We start from the raw sequence: 20,636 nt of genomic DNA on the forward strand, positions 1-20,636 counted from the left end.
TCGTATTTATTGATAAAGACAAAAGCGATTTTTATGTTGGGAGGAAGGTACGTTATGGGGAAGATTACTGAAACTCATGAGAATGGCAGCGTAATTCTCAGATACGAACTGGAATCTGGGGACGAATTAGATACTGTTGCTGCAGACAAATTAGGAAAAGAACCGATTCCGGGGGTTGCATCTACAACCATCATAGAGGAAAATGGTAAGAAGGTCATCATTGCACTTGCAAATGACTACCCAAACCTCGTCACATTTAGCAAAACAGAACATAATAAAGAAGACATACTGCGTCTTATGGATGGACTCATCAGGTCATTTAGTATAGGCCCAAGAGGTATTCCAATCAGTTATATCTTAAAGGATCCTGACAAGATATTTGTTGATCCGAAGAGTTTGGACGTTGTATGTGCAGTATTCCCTGTTCAGTGCGGTCCGATTGCTATTAAAGATATTTCTGATTTCTTCAGAAATACATTTTCAATATTACGATTCAGTCCGGATGACAAAGATAATTATGTAGCGAGAATACTTAATGAGATCAACAATATCAATTTCTCATTACTCGCATTTACAAATGTTATAAAAGGTATGCTGGGCGAAATTAAAAAAGAAAGCGTTGATGAGTCGGTAGGTGATGCCGATGCAAATGTTAAGGTTAATCGTATGGAACTTATGCGTAACAGAGCGCAGAACCAGAGTGATGAACCTCAGCAGTCATTACAGCAGAATATGATGCCCGGAGCACAGCTAGGATTTGGCGGAATGCCACAGCCTGCACAGCCTGTACAGCCAAATCAGCCACAGCCGGGACTTGGAGGATTTCCGGGAGCACAGCCGGTACGACCAATGCAGCAGCCACAGCCGGGACTTGGCGGAATGCCACAGCCTGTACAGCCAAATCAACCACAGCCTGCGCTGGGAGGATTTCCGGGAGCACAGCCGGTACGACCAATGCAACAGCCACAGCCGGGACTTGGCGGAATGCCACAGCCTGCACAGCCTGCACAGCCGGTACGACCAATGCAGCAGCCACAGCCGGGACTTGGAGGATTTCCGGGAGCACAGCCGGTACGACCAATGCAGCAGCCACAGCCGGGACTTGGCGGAATGCCACAGCCTGCACAGCCGGTTCAGCCAAATCAGCCACAGCCGGCGCTTGGAGGATTTCCAGGAGCACATCCGGTACGACCAATGCAGCAGCCACAACCGGGACTTGGCGGAATGCCACAGCCTGTACAGCCGGTTCAGCTAAATCAGCCACAGCCAACACTTGGCGGATTACAGCAACCTATCCAGCCTGCACAGCCACAAGCAGCACCGGAAGGTATGAAGCAGGAAGTTCAGCAAAATGCAGTTTCTGAAGGTGCAAAGGAAGAGGCTGAGAAGAAGGAAACACCGGTTGCAACAAAAGAAGAAAATAAAGAACCTGCTAAGGTAGAAAGCCTTACAGGTAAAGATATAGATGACATTTTCGGAAGCATGGAAAGCTTTGAAGTAGAAGCATATCCGTTAGGAAAACCGGAAGAGAAAAAGAGTGAAAATATAGATCAGTACGTAGCGAAGAATGCAGAGACTTCCGGACAGGAGAATGCTCCAAAGCAGGAAGTAAATGCGGCGGCTCCTGAGACAAAGAATGAAGCGGAAGCTCCTAAGGCAACTGAAGATAAGCCGGTTAATAAACCGCAGGCTTCTGCCGGAGGCTCAAATCCGTTCGAAGATATTATGAATGAAATGAGCAGCCTTGGTTTCCGGGACGAGGGCGGAGATGTAATCGAGAAGATACCTTCTCAGATGCTCAGAAAACCTCGTACTACTGCAGTTTCTATGGATTCTTCAATGCCACCTGCATTAATGGAAATGGCTGAGAAGATTGAAGCTGAAAAGAAAGCAAGACGCGAGGCAGCTGCAGCCGCAGCCGCAGCTCAGGTCGCTTCTGAAGGTGGAGCAGCATTTCCTCAGCAGGAAACAGTTACGTCACTTGTCAGAGACAATGCTGTACAGGGCGTAAAGATCGTTCCTAGATTTATAAGAACAAAGACAGGCGAGAATATTTATATTACGAAGCCACAGTTCATAATCGGTAAATCAAAGCTTCATGCTGATTATGCCATTGAAAATAACACAGCGGTCAGTAGAGAGCATTGTATTATCGAGAGAGAACTTAGTGGAGCAAATTATATTTTAGATAACAATTCAACAAATGGTACCTATGTAAACGGAATGAAACTTGAAGCAGGTAGAGCACAGCTTCTTACCGATGGAACAAAGGTAAGACTTGGAGATGAGGAATTTATATTCCGTCTCAGAAGTGGAGAGTAGTATGGATTTTACAGCAAGCTATAATACAGATATAGGAATCAAAAAGAATACCAACCAGGATTCTCTTGCGGTCAGAATAATCGATACTCCGACAGGGAAGGCTGCATTTGCTATTATTTGTGATGGCATGGGTGGTCTTGCAAAGGGTGAACTTGCGAGTAAAGAGGTTATTTTCGCCTTTTGCGAATGGTTTGACAAGATCTTTGTACGAGATGCTTGCAAAGGTACATTCACAATGAGAGGCCTGCATGAGGATTGGGACAGAATAATCCAGATCATGAATCAGAGACTTGGTAATTATGGAGCCGAGAACAATCTGATGCTTGGAACTACTGTATCAGCGATACTCATTTATAAAAATGAGTATTACATAGTTCATGTAGGCGACAGTCGAATTTATGAATTAACAAATGAATTTAAGAAATTAACGAAAGATCAGACTTTCGTAGCAAGAGAAGTTGCTATGGGAAGAATGACGGAGGAACAGGCGAAGGTTGATCCTAGAAGAAGTGTACTTCTTCAGTGCGTAGGAGCATCAAGCGTTGTTCAGCCGGACTTCATTAAGGGAGAAGTTAAAGATAATGCGGTTTATCTGCTTTGCTCCGATGGATTCAGACATCAGATCAGTGAAGAGGAAATTATGGATAAGCTCGGACCTGATGCTACTTCATCAAGCGAAGAACTGCAGTATGGGTGTGTATATTTAACTGAACTGGTTAAAAATCGTAAGGAAACAGATAACATTTCAGTGGTTGTTGTAAAAACATTTTAGGGGATTATGAGATGACTAAAGAGGGAACAGTATTAGACGGAAAATACGAAATACTCAAAGAGATAGGCCGTGGCGGAATGTCTATAGTTTACCTCGCAAGAGATAACCGATTGAACAAACAGTGGGCTGTTAAGGAGATGAAAAATGACGGAACCAAAACCCGTGAAACTCTTCTTAAAGGTCTTGAGCGAGAAGCTAATATTCTCAAGGATGTAGACCATCCTGTTCTTCCGCGTATTGTTGATATCATCAACAGTAGAGGAACTATCTATGTAGTAATGGACTTCATTGAAGGTACGAATATCTCTGAGATTCTTAAGGAGAAGGGTGCTCAGCCTCAGGAGAAAGTAATCGAGTGGGGCAGACAGCTTGCGAGTGCGCTGGATTATCTGCATTCCATGAATCCACCTATTATTTACAGAGATATGAAGCCGTCAAATGTTATGCTTAAGCCGGAAGGCGGCGTTAAGCTTATCGACTTCGGTACAGCTAAGGAGTATACCATTGAGAATAATGCGGATACTACAGCTCTCGGAACCAGAGGTTATGCTGCTCCCGAACAGTTTGGTGATGCACAGGGTCGAGGCATTTATAATACGGATGCCAGAACGGATATTTATAACCTGGGCGCAACCATGTATCACATGGTTACAGGAAAGAACCCTTGTGAACCTCCGTATGAAATGAAGCCGATCAGACAATGGAATCCGGCTCTTTCCACAGGACTTGAGAAGATCATACTTAAATGTACACAGCCTGATCCGAACGACAGATATCAGTCTTGTTCAGAACTTCTCTATGCGCTTGATCATTATACGGAACTTGATGATTCGTTTAGAAAGAATAATAAGAAGAAACTCACTTTATTCATAGCGTCGGCAACCCTTGCAATTGTCGGAGGTATCTCTGCGATAGTTGGTTTTAAGGGCCTTAAACGACTCAGAATGGAGAACTATGTTGAACTTGTAAATAGCGGAAATGAAAGCTATGAAGCAGGTAATTATAAAGAAGCCGCGAACTACTACAAAGATGCCATGAATCTTAATGTAGAAAGTTCGGAAGCATACCTCAGAATGCTTGAGATGTATGTCAAAGTTGACGGACAATTTACCGGAAAAGGTGAACCGGCACTTGACTTAAACAGTGGACTTAATTCAATAGAAGCAAAGATAAAGGATCCTTCGCATAATGTTAATGCGGATGTTATCTATCGAGTGGCATACAGATATTTCGTTATGGAACAGTATGATGTTGCCGCACAGTATTTCCAGATGATAGATGAGGCAGAAGATACTCATTATAAGAAGGAATTCGACAGTTATTCAAAATCAGCTAAGTATCTGGGTGAAGTTTCACTTGCACTTACAAGTGGTATTACAGATGCCGAAAATATGTATGTAAATCTGAATGAGTTCTATATGTATAATAAGGGACTTCCGAATTCAGATGATCAGAAGTATTCAAATTACACACTTTTACTTAAGTGTTATGCAAGAATAATCGGTGATATCAATTATGAAGAGCTTGATTCTGTACGAGCTGTAGTTGAGAAGGCGGAGGAGGATCTTAATGATTCCGAGAATGCCGGCGATTATCAGTATGAGATGATCAATTATGCAGCTACTATTTATCAGAAGATAGCTGAACGTACATATGCAAAAGAAGAAGAAAACGGAACTTCTCATGAAGGTTCGAACGGTTATTATAATCTTGCTATTGAGAGAAATAAAGCTTCTCTTGAGATCATTTCAAACTTCACAGATGAGGATGGAAATGTACTTAACCTCAGAAAGAGAAGTATAAATGAAAATGTTAAGCAGGTTCAGTCGGCTTACCAGTCGAAGATATGCAGTATCGCAAGTATGTATATTGCGATGGGAGACTATGACAATGCATTTTTATATTATGTGCTCGGTGAGAATTCACTTTTCACAGAATCAACAGCTATAGCTAAGATATATGCTGCGCATCTTACAGATCTTTTTGCATATTTCGGAGATCCTAAGTCATATACAGCGGCTGAGAAAAAGCAGATATTTGATCTTTATGATGAGGCTACTTCCAGGGTGCCTAATATTAACAGCAACAGTTCATGGACTTCATTAAAGGTTAAGGTCAATGAATTAAGAGAAGGAAGTAATGATCAGAATAACTCTTCTTCCACGAAGAATGAACAAGAGGATAATGTCGGTGAAACGGCAGTATCCGAGGAAGGAGAGTGATGAAATATGGCATTTTACAGAACTCTTTTATATGGCGGTATAGCAGTAGCGATAATATTCCTCATTCTGTCTATCGTATTATTCTTTGTTCTGAAGATTCCGACGGTTATAGGTAATCTTACAGGAAGTACTCAGAAGAGAAGAATTGCCGAGATAAGAAAAACCGGTTATGAGACCGTTTCCAAGGATAAAGCGATACATGATTCTACAAGTAAGATCACAGTTCGTGATGCAGAATTAAAAAGGGCAGACGGAAAGAAGGTTGATTCCGGTGATTTGGCAGGATCGGGTGATCTTGCGAAACCAAAAGCTGATATGGGATTTGGAACTGCAAATCCGGACAGCGAGACAGAACTTCTCAGTTATGCTCAGTTCAATATGAATCTTACACCTTCGGAAAGTGGTACCGAGGTGCTTGGAGCAAATGAGATCTCGAGCGGAAGCAACGAGGAAGCAACGGATCTTCTTAAAGGAAATACAGGTGAACTTCTTGCTAAATACAGCGAAGACGAGACGGCGGTTCTCGGAAATGAAGATGGCATGTATGATACGGATCTTGATGTTGATGTAACAGATGTACTTGCAGAAGCATTTAAGAAGGGTGAAAGAAGAAACGACAGTTATAGAGAAAGAAATTATGAAGCACCTGAGGTGGACGACCAAGTTAAGGGAAGTGAAAATGTCGACACCAAAAATGGCGAAGAATATGATTCGGTCATTACTGATGAAGATGGAGAAGATATTACTTCAGTTCTTCGCGGAGGACCTGGTGTTCCGGGTGCGGCTCCTAAGAATTTAGGAGGTTTAGGACGGAGAGATGATATCGATGATACAGATTATACATCGATGATAACCGTTATGTATTCAGTAACAGTAGTCAACACAGGCGAAGACCTGGGTGATTAATAGAACGGAGGTGAGAGATTAATGAAACAATTAAGAAGAAAAAGACAGTTAAGAAATAGAATAATCGCTTCCGTCATGGCAATTGCCATGGTCTTCACAGTAATAAGAATTGGCGCTTCAGATGGCGTAAAGGCCGGCGAAGGTGCTGACAAGACATACACAGATGAGACTCAGATAAAAACAATCCTGGATGATGCATTCGGAAATGATCTTGTTAACTATCCATTTTCAGCAAAAACTTATTTGACTGAAATCTACGAGGCAGGTTCAAAAGTAAGATTCGAACTGCCGGACCTTTCAAGTGTTAACGAGACTTCTAATCCATTATTCTTTTATCTTAATGGAACAGATGTTGCAACTACAACAAATAGTGCGGATCTTACAGGAAAGGTTTACGTTGAAGCCAAATATTCATATAGCTATGGATGGAAAGACGACAAAAAATATCTCTCGGCAGGTGAAAGTGCAAAACTGAATGTAACAGCTTCGGTAAGCTTTAATTCAATGTCAGAGGGTATTTCAGGAGAAAATGAGGATAAGCTCAAGGATGCAGCACGGGCAAAATGTGATAATATTCCTGCATTTGAGATAAGCTGCGCTAATATTGAAGTTAAAGATATAAGCTTGGTTGCTTCAGTAAGCGGTGATACGGTTTCACTTGATGATACATCATGGGTAAATGGAATTACATATAATGAAGAAAAATCAAAATATGAATGCTATTACGGAGCATTTTCTTATGCAGCAGTAAAGGCTGATTCGCAACCGGAAAGTGCACCTTCTCAGTTTAAGAGTATCGATGAAGCAGAAAATGATTTCAAAGTAGGCGGAGTAACAAAAAGAGGAAAATATTTCCTTTACAGAAGATATGATACAAATGCTGTAGATACAGAAGAGTCAGGTTCTAAAGTATTCTTCACAGATGTAGAAGAATTGAATATAGAATATGATTTTGTAAAGGCAGCAAGTGTCACTGTCGGAACTCTTTCAAGTAGTGATTTGACAGAAGATGAAGGAGTAAAGAAGCTCTCTTTAACAGGTGCAGATCCTAATGATGACCTGGTTATAAGTCTTGAATTTGATTCGCCAGGATCAGCAAGTGTTAAGGGTGATTCGACATTAAATGCAAACATTACAGCTGATTCCGGTAAGTATACAGGAAGTATAACAATTCCTGCAAATGAGGATAATGCCAATAAAACTGTTACTACTGAAATTGAACTTACTTCAGAAGATAATTATAAAAAGAATTTATCCGTTTCAGTTAGTTATACCGATGGCGGTTTTACTATCAGTGATGCAATGATCAATGATACAAACAGCATTGATAACTATATTACGGATCCGTTTATAACTAAAGCTGTTCCAAGCATTTCAGCAAATATTGAATGCGGAGTAAAGATCAGTTCAGTTAAACTTTACAAAGTTGCTTCCGAGGGAGATGATACAGGATTTGATTTCTCTGTAGTTTCCGGAAGTAAGACAGCTGAAGCTAAGTGGACACTCAGTCTTGATAACAGCAGTATTGCTGAAGGCAGTAATGAATATTATATCGAAGCACAGAGCGTTGCCGGAACAAAGGTGAGATATCCTGCAGGAACAGATACATTCAAAATTCTTTATGATAAAACTGCTCCTACAGTTAATAATGTAGAGTTTATTCAGAATGAGGAGACAATTGATGTTTCTTCAAAGAAACTTACAAAAGAAAGAGATATAACGATCAAATTTGGTGTTACTGAAGAAGGAAGCGGTGTAAAGAGCGCTGTAGTTAAGTTCAATGGAACTTCTTATACGGCTTCACTTGATGAAGGTAAATATACAGTAACTATTCCTAAGGCAAATCTTGAGACTATCGATGATGGCGCATCTAATATTCCTTACGGAATATCGGTTGTTGACAAGGCAGATAATGGCACAAGTGCAGCGGCTAAAGAAGGAAAAGTTAATTTCTACAAAGAAAAAGCAGAAATAACCATAACACCTAATTTTGATGTTAAGGTATTTAATCCTGATACTAAAAAATATACTTCGGAACTCAGCTTTACAGTAACAGCAGAGTCTGAAGCAGCAATCAGCTCAATCGAAGCAAAAGACGGCAGCGGAAATAAAGTATCTCTTGTTCCGGATCAGATCGCATCATCAGACGGAAAGTTTGTTTATAAAACATCTGAGATTGAAAAGGCTGAAGGAGAATACAAGTTCAGCGTTACAACAACAAATGTTAATGACTTTAAATCTACAAGTGAAGTTGTTGTGTATTATGTAGATATCACTGCACCGAATCCTGTTATCGTAGGTTATTCCGATCTCGATAGTGAGCAGGTTGTTGAAGAAGGAAAGTGGTATAGAACAGTATATGTTCTTGTAGACTATGTTGACGAAGGCTCAGGAGTAGATAAAGACAGCATAGCTGTTACAGGAATGACAGCTATCGAAGGAAGAGAAGGAGCCTATAAGGTTAATAATTCTACAAGCTCAAGCGGTACTACAGTTACTGTATCCGCAAAGGACCGTGTAGGAAACGGACCTAAGAATGTTTCTGCAACATTCTATGTTGATTCAGCTAAACCAACTATTGAAGAGTTTAAGCTTAATGATGTGACAGCACTTGGCGGATCTACTTTATATACTAAAGAAGAACTTACAGGTTCATTTGCAATTAAAGATAATATCGGTGTTGCTGAATGGGCGGTTACAGTCACAGATGCTGACGGACATGAAAAAGTAACAAGCAGAACATATGGAGCAACTGAATTTAAACTTACAGACAGCATTACAGGAAGTTTTAGTGACGTTGTTCCGGCGGAAGCTCTTGATTCCGACGGAAAGGTTAAAGACGGAAAGTATACAGTAGTATTATCCGCATACGACAAGGCCGGAGAACCTATTACAAAAAGAACTGTTAATGTTGTATGTGATACAAAGGGACCTGAGGTTGAGATCAAGGCTACAGGTCTTGAAGGGCCGCCAAAGTTAACAGGTAAAGTTATAAAGAATAGTTATGTTAGCAAAAATGATTCTTCAAAGAATTATGACTACTACAAATATACTAATTACACTAACGGAAATGTACTTCTTACATTTACTGTAAAAGATGTAAAGGTCGACCCGGCAACTATTGTTGTAACCAACAACAATCAGGAAGTTACAGATCTTACATGGCAGGAAGATTCGGTAACAGGTATTTATAGTGCTTCAAAAGAAATTTCTACATCCGGAGAATATTCTTTCGAAATAACAGCAACCGATGTTGCAGGAAATGTAGCAGAGAAAGATGCTATGCAGAAAGTTGTATTTACCGGAGATGTTCAGGGTAAACCTGCTATCTTAAAGCTTAATGGCGAGAGATATGATGAAACCAAGAATGTTTTCAAAGAGAATGTTACACTTTCTTGGTACAACAAGAATGAAGATACTGCTATAGATGCGGAACTTGATCGTCACCTTGACAGTGAGGATATAAAAGTAACAACCTGTAAGAAAGATGGGGAGGATTATACTCCTCCTACTGATTTAACCTTTACAGAAGACGGAAGTTATGAGGTCGTTGTAACGGCTATTGATCTTGCAGGTAATGTGGCTACTTCTTCAGCAGAGTTTTCTATTGATAAAACTGTACCGGATGTATTTGTTTCAGAAATCTCAGGAAGCACAGCCGGAAAGAGCAGCAAGACATATACTGAAGCAAATACAGAAAGAAATCATCATTATCATGATCAGAGTGTTAACTATGACGGATATTATAAAGGTATAGTTGATAATGTTGATGAAGGCGTTGCTGTTACTGTCAAAGTATTTGAAAAGAACCTTTCATCTGTAGATGTATATGATTTCAATGAAGATAATACTACAGCTAAGCAGGTTCCGGTAGAATTTACCAAGAATGGTGACGAGTATGTTGCGACATTTAAAGTTACAGCTGAAAGATATCATAGAATAAAGGTTTCCGCAGTTGATACATCAGGAAATCAGGGGACATTCGGTTATAATGATGAAAATTATATCAGTTTCGTCATAGACAATACGGATCCTGATTTCGATATTACAGTAAACGGAAGTAAAGCCGGGGACAGCGTTAAGCACTTTAATACAAGTGTTGAAGTCGGATATGAAGGAAATATAACAGCGACTTCCGGTGGTGCTGCAATATTAAAGACAGATGCAAATGAAGATATAAATGATATTGTTCTCAAATATACTTATACTCCTGCCGGTGGATCTGCCGGAGAAGAGCAGACTATAAGTGATTTCGGAACAAGCGTTCCAAAGAAATTTACTGAAGACGGATTATATAAAGTCAGAGTTACCGTTAGAGATATGGTCGGTAATGAAACAGTTAAGGAAGCTTCATTTGTAATCGACAGTGTTGTACCTGAGATAGCATTTGAAGAAGTTAAGGGAACAGCATCGAAGATTTCTTCATTCAACAGAAATTATACACATTCCGGAGAACATTATTCGAGCAAGTCATTTACTTACGGCGCTTATTATAACGATAAATCAGGTGTTGAAGTAAAGCTAAGTGTATATGATGCAAATATAAGTAGGGAAAGCATCAAGGTTTATGATAACGATAAAGAGTTATCACCAACATTAACTAAAGTTAGCGATTATGAATACATTGCCACAGTTGTAGTTAAGGGCGACGGTGAGCATGTGATCACAGCTTCCGCAAAGGATGTATCCGGACAGGAAGGTTCAGATCCTGGAGTAACATTCACAATCGATACAGGTAATCCTATAGTTGGTATCACAGTAAATGATAATGTGATCGCTGATAATGAGCGTATTACAAGTGAGGAAGCAGTTGTAGGATTTACAGTTCAAGATGATAATATTGATAAAAATGACATTATCATCGAGTATACTCATAAACCATTTAGTGGCGGAACTATTAATAAGAGTACAGAGTCGATTGAGATCGGAAGAACGAAGGTCTTTACGGCTGATGGCGAGTATACTGTTACTATTACAGCGAAGGATTGCGCAGGCAATTCCGGAAGTAAGACAGTAAAATTCCTTATTGATAATACAAAGCCTGAACTTGATATCAGGGTTAAGACAGATAAACCTGCCAAGTTCAACAAATATAAGAATACTTATGTACCTGCAGTTGAAGGTCACTTCACAAAGGCTGCTAACGGATATGAGTATGGTCAGTTCTATAAGAATGATGTAACACTCAGAATCACAGGATTTGATTATGATGCTGCAAGCTTCAGAGTTGTGGATAACGGAATTGATATCGGTGCTTCATTTGTTAAGAATGAAAGCGGAGAATATGTCGCAGAAGTTGTTATTAAATCAGAAGGAAAGCATGAGATAAAAGCAATTGGTGTTGATAATTCTCATAATGAAGGATTCAGTTCGGTTGTAAGCTTTACTATCGATAAGACAGCTCCTGTAATCAATCCTACTCTTGACGGAGTTCTCTATAAGGGTATGAATTCTTACAGAAGCTCAGATACAGTTGTAGGTGTGAGTGTTGAAGATGACAATAAGGATGAATCAGATCTTAAGCGTGCATATGAGATAACAATGTCTGACGGATCTAATGTTAAGAAGAATACAGCTAACATTGGAGAAGTTACAGAAACATATAAAGATAATGCTATGCATATTATCTCATATAAGGCAGTTGATAAAGCCGGAAATGAAGGCACTATCACAATCGGATTCCTTATTGATAATACAAAGCCACAGTCGGATATAATCGTAACAACAAAAGCGCCGGCTAAGATGGATAAGTTTTATAATGATTATTCAAATACAGGTGGACATTTCAATACTAAGTACAGATACGGTAAGTACTATGCAGAGAATGTTTCATTTGATGTAAAAGTATTTGAATATAATGTAGCTTCAATAACTGTAACCGATAACGGAGAGAATATTACACCTAAGTTTACAGACGCTGCAAAGGGCGAGAAGGAAAGCAAGGGAATAGTAATATCCGGTGAAGGAAGCCACGATATTGCTGTTACTGTTGTAGATAAGTCGGGTAATTCATCAACAAAGAATATCGGATTTGTCATTGATAAGACTCCACCGGAGCTTTATGCGACAGTAAATAATTCAAGTGAGATAACAAACAGATTTTTAGCTACTGATGCAACAGTAACACTTGGGGTTTCAGATGATAACGAAGATGAAGATGTAACTAGGGTTGTTAGAATGACTCGACCTTCATCATCAACAGAAACCACTTCGGAAAACGGTGACCTTGAAGGATCATCAAGTTACTCAACAGAAGCAGACTATGAGATAGTTTATAAAGCTGTTGACAGAGCCGGAAATGAAAGTTCAGAACTGAAAGTAAGCTTCAGAGTTGATAAGACCGCACCAAAACTTACTATTACAGGCGTAAGTAAGGACGGTACTTCAGCACAGGATACGACTATCACATTTAATATGGAAGAAGCTTTCTACTGGGATATGAACGCAGCTACAGTAAGAGTTTATAAGAAGGTTGATGGAGCGGTTGAGACACTGCTTAAGACCATTCCATTCAATGCAAGCGGAACAAATTCGGCACTTTCTGAACTCTTCAAAGAGGACGGACAGTACAGATTCGAATTTGAGGCAGAGGATAAGACCGGAAATAAAGCTAACGAATCATTTGCATTTACACTTGATCAGAATGCTCCTATCATTACACTTACAGGAGTAGATAAATACTATACAAATAAGGATGTTACATTCGGAGTAAGAATTGAAGAGACATTCTTCACAGGAAATAATATCAATATCGAGGGAACAAGAAAGACTCTTGGTTCCGATAAGGCGGAAGCTATCGAATTTGATGATTATTCTGTGCTCAGAAGAAGTTCTTCAGCAAACTTTGAACAGATATTCTCAAGAGATGGTGTTTATAACATCAAGGTAACTTCAAAAGATATAGCCGGAAATGAAACAGTACAGACTGTAAAATTCACTATTGATAAGACAAAGCCGGTTATCAAGGACATTGAACAGTTTGCAAATGAAGAAGAGTATAAGGCTTACAGCGATGCTCTTAAGGCAAATGATCCTGAGGCAAAGAAGCTTATACCTATTCTTAATAAGTTCGAATTTGACTATGATGTGGATGATGTCGTAAAGGATCTTACAACAGTAACTTACAAGCTTTACTTAGATGATGTTCTTTATGACGGACTCTCAAAGGTGGATGACGGATTCCATGAACTGAAGATCGTAGCTGAAGATGAAGTTGGAAATTCAAGCGAGAGAAGCTTCTACTTCATACTTGATTCAGTTAATCCGGTTATCATCGTTGCCGGAGTTGAAAACGGAGATAACCTTAAAGAGCCTACAACAATTACTGTATCATTACAGCTTGCAGAAGATACACTTACATCTGTTAAGCTTAATGGATCAGACATGGCTATAGAGTCGAATACGGCTACATTTGAGGTTAATCAGAAGGGCAAATATGAACTAGCTGTATCTGCAGTAGATGAAGCAGGAAATATTTCCGAATCTGTAATTAAGTTTGAGTATGGTAAGACAAGCGGTGTGCTTTGGATCATACTTGGAATCCTTGGAGGAGCAGTACTTCTCGGATTGATCTTATTTATACTTGGCAAGAGAAGAAGAAACAGATAAATAATCTTAAGTAAGATGGCGGGGCATGTCTTTTATGGCATGCTCCGTTTTTATATTATTTAAGAGATATGTTTCTTATTATAAAAAACGCTCTTTTATTTGTGTACTTTTTGTGTTATAATCTCTGCGTATATGGGTAAAATTTGCAATTAGACCCGTAATGCAGTATATTTATACAGTTGTATTATGTATATGACTGGAGTTTAATGTAGAATTATATAGATCATAAGGAGTATAAAAATGGAAAGAATCAAGACTTTAACAACAAAGACACTTAACAACACAGTAGCTAAGGGTGGATGCGGCGAGTGCCAGACATCATGCCAGTCAGCATGTAAGACTTCTTGCACAGTTGGAAATCAGCACTGCGAGAATAACTAATTTAAAATCTATATCAAGCCTAAAGAGGGCCATCTTCTACGGATAGTCCTCTTTAAGTAATTTTGAAAGAGGTTTATATGGTTCACCAGTTTAAGAATAACGGCTATAACATTGTACTGGATGTCTGTAGCGGTTCGGTTCATGTTGTAGACGATCTGGTTTACGATATCATTGAGTTATATCAGGGCAGATCTAAAGATGAAGTTGTAAATGATATACTCAGTAACGGCAGATCATACGTTTTTTCAGAGAAAGCTGTATCAGATGAGGATAAGAAGGCTGAGGTTGCCGAAGCCTATGACAGTGTTAAGATGCTGGCTGATGAAGGACAGCTTTTTACAGAGGATGTATACAAAAATTTAATAATAGATTTTAAGAAGAGACAGACTGTAGTAAAAGCATTATGCCTTAATGTGTCTCATGATTGTAATCTTGCCTGCAAATACTGCTTCGCAGGACAGGGCGAGTACAATGGACCAAAGGAGATAATGAGCCTTGAAGTCGGAAAAAAGGCGCTGGATTTTCTTATAGAGAATTCAGGTAACAGAAAGAATCTTGAAGTTGATTTCTTTGGTGGCGAGCCGCTTATGAATTATGAAGTCGTTAAGCAGCTTGTTGAATATGGTAGAACAAGAGAGAAGGAAACCGGTAAGAAGTTCAGATTCACTCTTACAACAAATGGTGTTCTTCTTAATGATGATGTTCTTGAATTTGCAAATAAAGAACTGGTTAATGTAGTTCTTAGTATAGATGGCAGAAGAAATGTTCATGACTTCATGAGACCTACCAGAAACGGTAAGGGAAGTTATGATATCATTATGCCGAAATATAAGAGATTTAAAGAAGGACGTAAAGGTCAGTATTATGTAAGAGGTACTTTTACACATAATAATATTGATTTCTGTCAGGATGTAATAAATCTCATAGATGAAGGATTTGACGAGGTTTCGATGGAACCTGTAGTGGCAGCTCCAAGTGAGGACTATGCCATAACAGAAGAGGATGTTCCAAAGATTTGCGAGCAGTATGACATGCTTGCAAAGGAACTTCTTAAGAGATATGAAGAAGGAAGACCGGTTAATTTCTTCCACTTCATGATCGACCTTGAAGGCGGACCTTGTGTATATAAGAGACTGTCAGGATGCGGTTCAGGTACTGAATATCTTGCAGTAACACCTTCAGGTGATCTTTATCCTTGTCACCAGTTTGTCGGAAATGCTGATTTCCTTTTGGGAAATGTTTATGAAGGCATCAAGAGGACAGAGATGGTTGAAGATTTCAAGCTTTGTAATGTTTATGCTAAGGATAAATGCAAAGATTGCTTCGCAAGATTTTATTGTAGTGGAGGATGTGCAGCAAATGCATATCAGTTCCATGGAAATATTCTTGATGCATATGATATCGGATGTAAGCTTGAGCAGAAGAGGATAGAATGTGCTCTCATGATGAAAGCTGCAATGGCAGAGATTGATGCAGCAAAGGGGTGGGGAACTAACGGATCCGGAAGTAATAATGCTTCTTGTGCTCCGGACAATTGCAGTGATGTGGATGATTGTGATTCAGGCAATAATTGTGATTCACCTGAAGCATATACATACAGCATGAGATAATACAGAATTATTTAGCGGACAAGGCTATGAAAAATAAGAAACAAAGAGGAGAATGACATGAAGAAAGCAAAGAGGAAAGCTGTCATATTATTTTTACTTTTCCTTCTTGCAGTAGCGGGTGGAGTTTACGCTGTACTGTTTGGACTTGGAAAAGAGAAGAATGGCAAGGAAAATGAGAACACTGTTACAGCAACAGGTACTGATGCTGCTCAGATCGGACGAGCAAAAGATATTACATTGGGACTTGACCTTAAAGGTGGTGTCAGTGTAACTTATGAGATTCAGGAAAAGAATCCAAGCTCAGAAGAGATAGATGCTACTATTGATAAACTTCAGCGAAGAGTAGACAGCTACAGCCCTGATGGTGAAGTTTATAAAGAAGGAAGCGACCGTATTACAGTTGAAATTCCTGTAGATACAAGTAAGTATGATCCAAATGTAATCCTTGATGACCTCGGTCGTCCGGGTGAACTTTTATTCCTTGATGCTGAAAATACTCAGAAGTATATGTATGGTCAGGAATATACAGTTGCACTTACAGGTGCAGATATCAAAGATGCAAATGCAGCTATTCAGAAGGGTGCTACTTCTGAAGATTATGTAGTACAGCTTACATTTACAGATGAGGGTACTAAGAAATTTGCTGATGTTACTACAGCAAATATCGGAAAGACAATCGCTATCGTTTATGATGGTGTTATAGTAAGTAATCCTGTTGTTAGATCTGCTATCACAGACGGATCTGCAGTTATCGAAGGACAGGAAAGTATCGAGGAAGCTAAACAGCTTGCAAGTACAATTAAGATTGGTGCACTTCCACTTACACTTTCTGAACTTCGTTCACAGGTAGTAGGTGCTAAGCTCGGTAATGATGCGGTTGATACATCACTTATTGCAGGACTTATCGGAATCTGCATTATCTTCCTTATACTTATTGTGGTATTCAGATTCCCTGGATTCCTTGCATCAATTGCACTTTGCACATATATCATTCTTGAGCTCTTCTTCTTACAGACTTTACATATAACACTTACATTACCTGGTCTTGCAGGTATCATACTTTCGATAGGTATGGCGGTTGACGCAAATGTAATTATATTCACACGTATCAAAGAAGAGATTGCTGCCGGAAAGGGCGTTAAGGGCGCTGTACAGGCAGGTTTCTCAAAGGCTACATCAGCCATCGTCGATGGTAATATAACAACTATCATCGCAGGTGTTGTACTTTTATATATGGGATCAGGTACTGTTAAGGGATTCGCAAGAACACTTATTCTTGGTATCGTGCTTTCAATGATTTCATCACTTTTCATTACAAGATTCCTGCTTTATGTATTTACAACTCTTGGAGTAACAGCTGAAAAGCTTTACGGAAGAGCTAAAGAAGTTAAGGTTAGACGCTATTCTAAATACTTCAAGGTAACAGGTGCTATTTCAGTTATTCTTGTTGTTCTCGGTATCGGATTCCTTTTCGTTAATAAGGGGATGGGTAGCAGAGGAAAGACAATGAACTTCAGCCTTGAGTTCTCAGGTGGTACTTCAACATCTGTAACATTCGACAGAGCTTATACTCTTGAAGAAGCAGAAAAAGAGATCAGACCTGTACTTGCTGAAGCAGCAGGCGTATCTGAAGGAACAATCCAGATTCAGGTAGTTGATAAAGATAATCAGATCGTATTTAAGACAGCTGAACTTTCAGAAGAGAAGAGAGCGGCAGTTTCAAGTGCTCTTCAGGATAAGTTTGGATTAAAGAATGAAAATATCGAATCTGAGAATATCAGTAGTACAATCAGTAAGGAAATGCAGAAAGATGCAATCCTCGCAGTTGTTATAGCATCAATCCTTATGCTTATCTACATTGCATTCAGATTCTCAGATACTAAGTTTGGTATAAGTGCAGTTATCGCTCTTATCCACGATGTAATGATCGTATTCATGGTATACTCTGTAGCATACCTTTCAGTAGGTAGTACATTTATCGCATGTATGCTTACTATCCTCGGATACTCAATTAACGCAACAATCGTTATTTTCGACAGAATCCGTGAGAACTTAAGCGTTATGAGTCCTGAATCAGATGGTTATGAGAAGATAGTTAATACAAGTATTTCACAGACACTTTCAAGAAATATCTACTCATCACTTACAACATTTGTTACAGTACTTATACTTTATATCATGGGAGTTTCTGCTATTAAGGACTTCACATTAACTCTTATGGTTGGTATCCTTTGCGGTACATATTCATCAATTTTCATCACAGGTCCACTTTGGCTTTCATTTAAGAAGAAAAGCCAGAAGAAGCTTGATGAAGCAAGAGCCGCAGCTAAAGAAGCAAAGGCTTCAAAAGGTAAAAAGGCATCTGCAAAATAATAATTAAATTATTGGGCAGTATTTGAAAAAAATATAAACATGAAATAACCCTCCGGCTGGAATAATCCGGAGGGTTATTCATAAAGAGGATAATATGCAGCAGAAATGGGTTTTACGAAGTAGAAATCTTGATTATGAGACAATCACAAGAAAATTTAATATAGATCCGATCGTTGCCAAAGTTATCAGAAACAGAGAAGTAGTCAGCGATGAGGAATTTGAGCTTTTCCTGAACGGAACTCTTAGCGAATGTCATGCTCCTGAGCTTCTGGACGGAATGGATGAAGGCACAAATCTGATGGCTGAAAAGATCAGAGAGAAGGTCAAGATACGTGTTATCGGGGATTATGATGTGGATGGAGTTACATCTGCATTTATCCTGACGAAGGGTTTAAGAGATCTTGGTGCAGATGTGAGTTATCGCATTCCTCACAGGATAACTGATGGATATGGTATGAATGTCCGTCTTATCAGGGAAGCCTTCAGCGATGATGTCGATACCATAATCACATGTGATAATGGAATTGCTGCATTTGATGCTGTAGATGAAGCTAAGAATCTCGGAATGACGGTAATTGTAACTGACCATCATGAGCCGAAGGAAAGAAGGGTCATGGCCGACGTGGTCATAGATCAGAAACTTCCAACCAATAATTACCCATATAGTGAAATATGCGGCGCGACTATTGCATTTAAATTTATAAAGGCGTTATATGCCAAAATGGATAAAGTTCTGGATGAGGAGTACTATATTCCTTTTGTAGGTCTTGCAACCATATGTGATGTTATGAAACTGCAGGATGAAAGCAGGATCTACGCAAGAGAAGCTATGAGACTTATGAACGGCACTGCCAATAAAGGACTTCGTGCTCTTCTTGAAGCTACAGACAGATATGGAAAAGATATAAATTCAATGACAATGGGATTTATACTCGGACCATGTATAAACTCGGCGGGAAGACTTGAGGCTGCGGACCAGGCGGTGGAATTATTCTTATCGGATGACGATGAGAAGATAAGAAGTATAGCCGAGCATCTTAAAGAACTTAATGAAAAAAGAAAATCAATATGTGAAGACGGAGTGAAAAGAGCTGTTGCGGCCATAGAAAGTTCGCCGGAGCTTCTGCATGATAATGTGCTTGTGGTATTTGTCGATAATCTTCATGAAAGTCTTGCCGGAATAGTTGCGGCAAAGCTTAAGGAGAGATATTACAGGCCGGTCATAGTATTTACGGAATCAATGTCCGATCCGGATATATATAAGGGCTCTGCGAGAGGAATAGATGGTTATAATCTTGCTGAGGAATTGGAGAAAGTGAGTTCACTTCTCCTTAAAGCAGGAGGACATAAAAAAGCGGCAGGAATGAGCATTTTAAAATCAAATCTGGAAATGTTCAGAATGGCCTTGAATGACAATGAAAATATTTCCGAGGAAGACCTTATTCCGAAACTTGTTATAGATGCAAAAGTACCGATGTCTTATTTTACGGTTCAGAATGTATCACAGCTTGAGGCATTGGAACCTTTCGGTGAGGGAAATGAATCGGCCGAATTTGCCGATGCGGGACTAAAGGTTGTTCGTGCCGAGATAAAAGGAAAGAATAAAAATTGCCTCTGGCTTTTTGTGGAAGATGAGAGAGGAATGCGCTACAGGCTTATTTCATTTGCACCGGACGAGTTTTTGAGTGATATAAAAAAGTGGTTCGGTGAGGCTGAATGTGATAAAATGTTAAGTGGAGCAGCAGCTGATATAAGGGTGAATATTGCATTTCATCCTGCTATAAATGAGTATCAGGGCAACAGAAGTGTCCAGTTTATAATGGACAGTGTTCAGAAAAATTGATTAGGAATTATTTGTGCGAGAGGATGAGTTTATGAAAACAGTTGCGGATTATATTAAAACAATTCCGGATTTTCCAAAGCCGGGAATTCTTTTCAGAGATGTAACTTCGGTTCTTGATGATGCCGAAGGATTTAAACTTGCGATAGATGAGCTGGATAAGCTGCTTGACGGAGTTGATTATGATATCATAGCAGGAGTTGAATCAAGAGGTTTCCTTTTTGGTGCGCCTCTTGCATATAATAATGATAAACCATTTGCCCTTGTAAGAAAGAAGGGTAAATTACCTAGAGAAACTGTAGAGGAATCTTATTCTCTTGAATATGGTACAGCTACAATAGAGCTTCATAAGGATGCCATAAAGCCGGGAGATAAGGTAATCATTATAGATGACCTTATTGCTACAGGTGGTACGGTTGAAGCTGCAGCTAAGCTGGTTGAAAGACTTGGTGGAGAGGTTGTAAAGATGATCTTCCTCATTGAACTTACAGATCTTAAGGGACGCGAGTATTTAAAGAATTATGACGTGGCTTCTGTAGTTCAGTACGAAGGTGAATAAATAGATTACAGATTATACGGACATTAAATGATTATCAGTTGTT

10 protein-coding genes are annotated in these 20,636 nt (G+C 39.3%); all 10 read left to right on the top strand.

Features of this window, described 5'->3' with window-relative positions; genetic code table 11:
- Positions 1-54 precede the first annotated feature (54 nt).
- Positions 55-2,322 (top strand): FHA domain-containing protein, encoded by a 2,268-nt coding sequence (locus B5D25_RS01700; RefSeq protein WP_078786013.1) that lies wholly within the window; start codon positions 55-57, stop codon positions 2,320-2,322.
- Position 2,323: 1 nt separating this feature from the next.
- Positions 2,324-3,094 carry a PP2C family protein-serine/threonine phosphatase gene (locus B5D25_RS01705; RefSeq protein WP_078786014.1) on the top strand — a complete coding sequence of 257 codons (771 nt, stop codon included), beginning with the start codon at positions 2,324-2,326 and terminating at the stop codon, positions 3,092-3,094.
- 11 nt (positions 3,095-3,105) lie between these two features.
- Positions 3,106-5,316: a serine/threonine-protein kinase gene (locus tag B5D25_RS01710; RefSeq protein WP_078786016.1), complete on the top strand. Its 2,211-nt coding sequence runs from the start codon at positions 3,106-3,108 to the stop codon at positions 5,314-5,316.
- 6 nt (positions 5,317-5,322) lie between these two features.
- Complete coding sequence (locus B5D25_RS01715) at positions 5,323-6,222, top strand: hypothetical protein (protein WP_078786017.1); 900 nt, start codon at positions 5,323-5,325, stop codon at positions 6,220-6,222.
- 21 nt (positions 6,223-6,243) lie between these two features.
- Entirely contained in the window at positions 6,244-13,830 is a 7,587-nt protein-coding gene (locus B5D25_RS01720; RefSeq protein WP_078786019.1) for an Ig-like domain-containing protein, read from the top strand.
- A gap of 240 nt (positions 13,831-14,070) precedes the next feature.
- Positions 14,071-14,211, top strand: a complete 141-nt coding sequence (gene scfA, locus B5D25_RS01725; RefSeq protein ID WP_078786021.1) for a six-cysteine ranthipeptide SCIFF — start codon at positions 14,071-14,073, stop codon at positions 14,209-14,211.
- Positions 14,212-14,288: 77 nt separating this feature from the next.
- A complete protein-coding gene (gene scfB, locus B5D25_RS01730; RefSeq protein WP_078786022.1) occupies positions 14,289-15,821 on the top strand; it encodes a thioether cross-link-forming SCIFF peptide maturase in 1,533 nt (510 codons plus the stop codon).
- A 57-nt stretch (positions 15,822-15,878) separates the two neighbouring features.
- The gene (gene secD / locus B5D25_RS01735; RefSeq protein ID WP_078786024.1) at positions 15,879-18,194 is read left to right on the top strand and encodes a protein translocase subunit SecD; all 2,316 of its coding nucleotides are present in this window, start codon (positions 15,879-15,881) and stop codon (positions 18,192-18,194) included.
- A 94-nt stretch (positions 18,195-18,288) separates the two neighbouring features.
- Positions 18,289-20,037 (top strand): single-stranded-DNA-specific exonuclease RecJ, encoded by a 1,749-nt coding sequence (gene recJ, locus B5D25_RS01740; protein WP_078786025.1) that lies wholly within the window; start codon positions 18,289-18,291, stop codon positions 20,035-20,037.
- Between the two features lie 31 nt (positions 20,038-20,068).
- Positions 20,069-20,593, top strand: coding sequence for an adenine phosphoribosyltransferase (locus B5D25_RS01745; protein WP_078786026.1), 525 nt, complete (start codon positions 20,069-20,071; stop codon positions 20,591-20,593).
- Positions 20,594-20,636 lie beyond the last annotated feature (43 nt).

The sequence above is a fragment of the Eubacterium ruminantium genome, assembly GCF_900167085.1.
Lineage (GTDB): Bacteria > Bacillota > Clostridia > Lachnospirales > Lachnospiraceae > Eubacterium_Q > Eubacterium_Q ruminantium.